Origin of the sequence: Micromonospora phytophila (genome assembly GCF_023656545.1) — a bacterium.
GTDB classification, from domain to species: Bacteria; Actinomycetota; Actinomycetes; order Mycobacteriales; family Micromonosporaceae; genus Micromonospora; species Micromonospora phytophila.
On record NZ_JAMOKF010000584.1, the window covers coordinates 1 to 1,792 of the forward strand.

At 71.5% G+C, this 1,792-nt stretch carries 1 protein-coding gene; it reads left to right on the forward strand.

What is annotated here, in order from left to right; genetic code table 11:
* Positions 1–667: 667 nt before the first annotated feature.
* Positions 668–1,792 (forward strand): GTP-binding protein (locus tag NCC78_RS31500; RefSeq protein WP_250799082.1); only part of this gene is annotated, 1,125 nt, incomplete at its 3' end.

Consider the following 1,792-nt stretch of genomic DNA (forward strand, 5'->3'; position numbering starts at 1 on the left):
GTCCCGGCGTGATCCCCGCCGCCCCGCGATGACGGCGCGAGGATCAGTTGGCCCGCGGAGGCCCGCCCCACCACATTCGTGGGGAGTCGCTCGCTCGAAAGGCGAGGATCCACAACGACCACCGGAACCCGGTGAACGTTAGTGGACACCGCACTAGAGTCCGTCGAGGGGTGGGGCGTGTTCACGTTCGGCGCGTCGACAGCCAGGCAGTGGCGCTGCCACCCCTGTGAGCTGGGTGGCAACGCCGGCAGCCCTCCGTAAGCACCGCCGGCGGCCGAAGAGAAGAATGCTCTTGAAGCAGCCCAGGAAACTGACCGCCGAGCGCAGCAGCACGGTCCTCGTGTGGCGCAGGCGGTACAGATACCAGAGGTGCACGCCCTGCCAGATCAGCCATCCGGTGGCGCCGGACAGCCGGACGCGCAGGCGGCGGACACGGCGACGCCAGGGGCTGCGTCGGGTCGACACGGCCTGATGCGCAGGGCCGACCGCGGCGGTGCCGGCCTGGACCGAATTCGGTGGCGGCGGTCGCAGCGGGCGTGCGAACCTCAAGACGCCTCACCGCTGCACCCCAGTGGAGGGCGTCGGCCACAACGACCACGACGAGGAGTGACAATGCGAGCAGATTCCACGCTTCGGACCCTGGACCGTCCTACCGTGGAGTTCTGCCTTGGCGTTGTTGAACCTCGGAATCGTCGCCCATGTTGACGCCGGAAAGACCAGCCTGACCGAACGCCTGCTCTACGAGGCCGGCGCCGTGTCCCAGTTGGGTAGCGTTGACGCTGGCACGACGCGGACCGACTCGATGGAGTTGGAGCGCCGGCGCGGCATCACCATCCGGGCGGCCGTCACGTCCATCACGATCGGTGATCTGAGCATCAACCTGCTGGACACCCCCGGCCACCCCGATTTCATCGCGGAGGTCGAGCGTTCGCTGGCCGTGCTGGATGCCGCCGTGCTCGTGGTGTCGAGCGTGGAGGGGGTCCAGCCGCAGACCGTCGCCATCTGGCGGGCGCTGCGCCGCATCGGCGTACCGACGGTGTTCTTCCTGAACAAGGTGGACCGCCGCGGTGCCGACGTCGACCGGGTGATGGCTCAGGTACGCCAGCGGCTCGGGGCGCATCCGGTCATGCTCACCACGGTCATCGGCCAGGGCGCGTGCGACGCCCGGGTGCGGGCCGTAGGCCTCGACGCCGCACCGGTGGCGGAGGCGGTGGCGGAGGTCGACGACGCGGTGGCGGCGCGGTGGCTGACGGACGAGCCGGTGCGCGTTCGCGACGTCCGGCGTGCGATCCGGGACGCGGTGCGCCGCGCCGAGCTCAGCCCGGTGGCGTGCGGCTCGGCGATCACGGGAGCCGGGGTGCGGCAGCTGTGCGACCTCCTTGCCGACCTGCTGCCGCGCGGCGAGCACCGGGATGGTCCACTTGCGGGCACGGTCTTCGCCGTCGATCGGGACGGGCAGGGCCGGCGGGCCTGGCTGCGGTTGTGGTCCGGGCGTCTCCGAGTACGGGATCGGGTGCAGCTCGCCGGAGCCCGCCCTCAGACGGTGACCCAGATCGCCGTCATCGAGCCCGACGGCGTCCTGGTGCGCCCCTCGGTGTCCGCCGGGCAGATCGCCGCGGTGCGCGGCGTGGCGGCCCGAATCGGCCAGCACATCGGGGATCCGCCGCGGCGGCACGTCTACCGGTTCCCGCCGCCGACCAGACAGGCCGTCGTCGAGCCGGTCGATCCGGGCCAGCGGTTGGCGATGTTCGCCGGTCTGGCCGAGCTGGCCGACGAGGACCCGCTGGTGGAC